At 41.2% G+C, this 3,496-nt stretch carries 5 protein-coding genes; all 5 read left to right on the forward strand.

Going from position 1 to position 3,496, the window contains the following annotated elements; all coding sequences use genetic code 11:
- On the forward strand, nucleotides 1-356 hold a 356-nt coding region (locus IQ229_RS18755), incomplete at its 5' end, for a hypothetical protein (RefSeq protein ID WP_194046316.1).
- Nucleotides 357-770: 414 nt separating this feature from the next.
- The gene (locus IQ229_RS18760) at nucleotides 771-1,124 is read left to right on the forward strand and encodes a beta/gamma crystallin-related protein (RefSeq protein WP_194046318.1); all 354 of its coding nucleotides are present in this window, start codon (nucleotides 771-773) and stop codon (nucleotides 1,122-1,124) included.
- A gap of 243 nt (nucleotides 1,125-1,367) precedes the next feature.
- A complete protein-coding gene (locus IQ229_RS18765; RefSeq protein ID WP_194046320.1) occupies nucleotides 1,368-1,466 on the forward strand; it encodes a cysteine peptidase family C39 domain-containing protein in 99 nt (32 codons plus the stop codon).
- 437 nt (nucleotides 1,467-1,903) lie between these two features.
- Nucleotides 1,904-2,272, forward strand: a complete 369-nt coding sequence (locus IQ229_RS18770) for a hypothetical protein (RefSeq protein ID WP_194046322.1) — start codon at nucleotides 1,904-1,906, stop codon at nucleotides 2,270-2,272.
- A gap of 272 nt (nucleotides 2,273-2,544) precedes the next feature.
- Nucleotides 2,545-3,496 (forward strand): cysteine peptidase family C39 domain-containing protein (locus tag IQ229_RS18775; protein ID WP_265582996.1); only part of this gene is annotated, 952 nt, incomplete at its 3' end.

The following is a 3,496-nucleotide window of genomic DNA, read 5'->3' on the forward strand; positions in this document are numbered from 1 at the left end:
GCTCTAATCAAGGAAAGACCTACTCCTTGTTGATGATTAAAAGCTTTTTAATATGGACTTTTACATTAGCAGTATGTTTGTTGGTTGTGGGTTTTCCACTAGTTGTCTTAATGGCTACGGTCGGATGTCTGTTGTCGATTATCTTGCAATCTGTGATGCCTGTTAGTGCGGTTTTGCTTGTAGCAGGCGCTCTAATAATGTTTAATGTCATGGCAGTTGTATTGGCTGCGGGTGTGCTAACTGTTAAGGGAGTTCATCCTAGTGAAGTTAAATGGTTAAGCTGGCTGCATGGAGAGGCAGACCAAATGCAGGCTACTGTTTACGCTGCTTGCCCTCTAACTTGTGAAATTAAATAGTTATTACAGGTTAATAAGACAAACAGTGCGTCTGCCCGGTTAAGCCGGGTTTTTTCATGGTTTTTATAATTTGAAATTTTAGAAGATGTCTGAAAAGTTTTTTTGTATACACCTAGCCATTGGAGATCCCCCTAAATCCCCCTTAAAAAGGGGGACTTTAAGACTCTTATCCCCCCTTTTTTAAGGGGTGTTAAGGGGGATCAACAAATATTTGATACTTCTTAGACATCCTCTAAGAAGTTTTGGTTATCTGCGGAAATTGACTTTCCAATTTTGGAAAGTCAATTTCCTAACTTGACGATGTGCGTCTAATCAAATTTACCTATTGTAAAAGAGTGCAGTGAAGGCGAACACCTAAAACGCCAGTGCCGCACAGACCCAACTTATTAGTCTACCTCAATAAGGATAAAAACAATGTCTAACATCAACAACCAAACCCAAGACCTTTACAGCATCGAATTAGTGCAAGACGTTGACCACGAGGCCGCTGCTACTGTTAGTGGCGGTGCTTTAATCCTGTGGAGTGGGTTTAATGCTACAGGCGGGAGGAGATTTATCACAGGCGCAGATCGCAATTTGGGACGATCTCCTGGTGTAAGCAACTTCAACAATGTAGCATCTTCGTACCGGGTAACGCTTGGCCAACGTTGGGCTGCCTACACTGGTTTCAATTTCACAGGTACAAGATTCGTTCTATCATCAAGCACACTACGTAACTTCGCAGGTATCCGTAACAACACCATCTCTTCTGTTAGACGTATTAGTTAGTCACAAACTCTGAGAAAACCTAAAACAGAAAAGAATGCCCTCACCTTCCCTTTTAGTTGAGTAACATCCTTTTCTCGCAGTTTGTAGGAGCGAGGTCGTTTTCGCTCCTACTTTTTAATTTAAATAAGGATAACACAAATAACGTAAATGGTAATACCCATAGCAAGCTTTGAGCGTAAGAGTACGCGAACTGCATGAAAATCAAGTTGCAAACGGTGTAATCAAGTAATCCCCGAATATTTTATGAAATACCAGGTTGTTCTCCAAAACAGTGAAGAAGATTGCGGTGCTACTTGCCTTGCAACTGCTGCCAAACATTACGGACGCACTAAGCAGTTTTAGTTATCTGCGAAAATTGACTTTCCAAAATTGGAAAATCAATTTCCTAACTTGACGATGTGCGTCTAATTAAATTTATCTATTGTATAAAGAGTTAAGTAAAGGCGAATACCTAAAACGCCAACACCGCACAGATTCGACTTACAACCTACCTGCATTCGTGACATTTTAAGACATAATTACTTTTGTCAAGAGTAATTACACTCCAAATCATTTATGTAATCGAGTATCTAATTAAGATTTATACTAACATTTCAGGGCAAGGATGAACACTGCTTTGAAATATGACGCGATCGCAGGCAGGCTGAAAGTTCGCGTTTCTGACCTCAGTTTTGACTAAAACTAAATATTAGTCACCATTACTCATTACTTATTGACAACGGTTAATAAACTTAAACTTTCACCAATAACCTACCTCAATTAGCTAAGGAGATGAAATAATGTCTCACATCAACAACCAAACCCAAGACCTTTACAGCATCGATTTGGTGCAAGACCTTGACCAAGAAGCTGCTGCTACTGTTAGTGGTGGTGCCCTAATCCTGTACAGTCATACAGGAGCGTCGAGAATTATCACAAGCTCAGATAAAAATTTAGGCGCACCTCCTGGTGTAGCTAACTTCAACAATGTAGCATCTTCGTACCGGGTAACGAATAACCAACTTTGGTATGGCTACACTGGTTTACATTACACAGGTACAAGATTCCTTCTAGCAGGAAGCGCAATAAAGAATTTACTAGGTGGCGCTAAAAAGACAATCTCGTCTGTACGTCTCGCACCTATACCTATATTACCTATAGGTATATAGTCAGTTAAGTTCTATTTCATACAGCAGACTAGAATCTCGAAAAACCTAAAAGAGAAAAGAGTGCTCTCTCCTTCGCTTTTAACTGAGTAACATACTTTTCTTGTAGTTTCTAGGAGCGAGGTATTTTCGCTCCTACTTTTTTACTTCAATCAAGATACTACAAATAAACGTAAATGGTAATATCCATAACTGACTTTATGCATATAAATATGTAAATAGCATCACAATAATCAAGCCGCACACGGACTAACCAAGTAATCTCCCAATATTTTATGAAATATCAGGTTGTTCTCCAAAACAGTGAAGAAGATTGTGGCGCTGCCTGCCTTGCAACTGTTGCCAAACATTACGGACGCACTTTGACTCTGAGCCGGGTACGAGAAGCGGTAGGCACGGGATCTCAGGGTACTACCCTACTTGGTTTGAATCGGGGTGCAGAAGCTTTAGGATTTAATGTTCGCCAAGTCAAAGCTTCTGCTCAACTGATTGACAGTTTAGATAAAGCTCCAATGCCCGCAATCATACATTGGAAAGGCTATCATTGGGTAGTTTTATACGGGCAAAAAGGTAAAAAATATGTAATATCCGACCCTGGATTTGGTATCCGTTACCTCAGCCGTAAGGAATTAGCTGAGGGGTGGAGCAATGGGATTATGCTGCTGTTAGTGCCAGACGACACCCGTTTTTCTGAGCAGCCGGATGACAAAATGACTGGCTTTGGACGCTATCTGGTGCGTGTTTGGCCCTATCGCTTCCTTTTGAGTCAGGCGATCGCCATCAATATTGTCATCGGACTTTTGTCTCTCGCCTATCCCTTGATGATGCAACTCCTCACCGATGATGTGCTAGTGCGGGGAGATACTCAATTACTGACTACTGTGGCAATTGGAGTAATTGCCATAAACTTGTTTAAAAGTGCAATTGGTTTAGTACAGTCTCACCTCATCGGTCACTTCGGGCAGCGCTTACAACTAGGACTGCTGCTGGACTACGGTCGAAAACTTTTACACTTGCCCTTATCTTACTTTGAAGGACATCGAAGTGGGGAAGTCGTCAGCCGAATTGCCGATATTGATGCCATCAATGAGTTAGTTTCGCAGATTGTCCTTGGTTTACCTAGCGAATTTTTTATTGCTGTAGTTTCCTTGGGCTTTATGCTCTTTTTGAGTTGGCAACTGACTTTAGCTTCCGTATTGGCATTTGTCATTGTCACCTTAGTTAACC

The sequence above is a fragment of the Nostoc cf. edaphicum LEGE 07299 genome (genome assembly GCF_015207245.1).
Classification (GTDB): Bacteria; Cyanobacteriota; Cyanobacteriia; order Cyanobacteriales; family Nostocaceae; genus Nostoc; species Nostoc edaphicum_B.

Excerpts from the sequence above, each read along its gene's own strand:
- IQ229_RS18765 (WP_194046320.1), top strand. The coding sequence starts at position 1,368 with ATGAAATACCAGGTTGTTCTCCAAAACAGTGAAGAAGATTGCGGTGCT.
- IQ229_RS18760 (WP_194046318.1), top strand. The coding sequence starts at position 771 with ATGTCTAACATCAACAACCAAACCCAAGACCTTTACAGCATCGAATTA.
- IQ229_RS18770 (WP_194046322.1), top strand. The coding sequence starts at position 1,904 with ATGTCTCACATCAACAACCAAACCCAAGACCTTTACAGCATCGATTTG.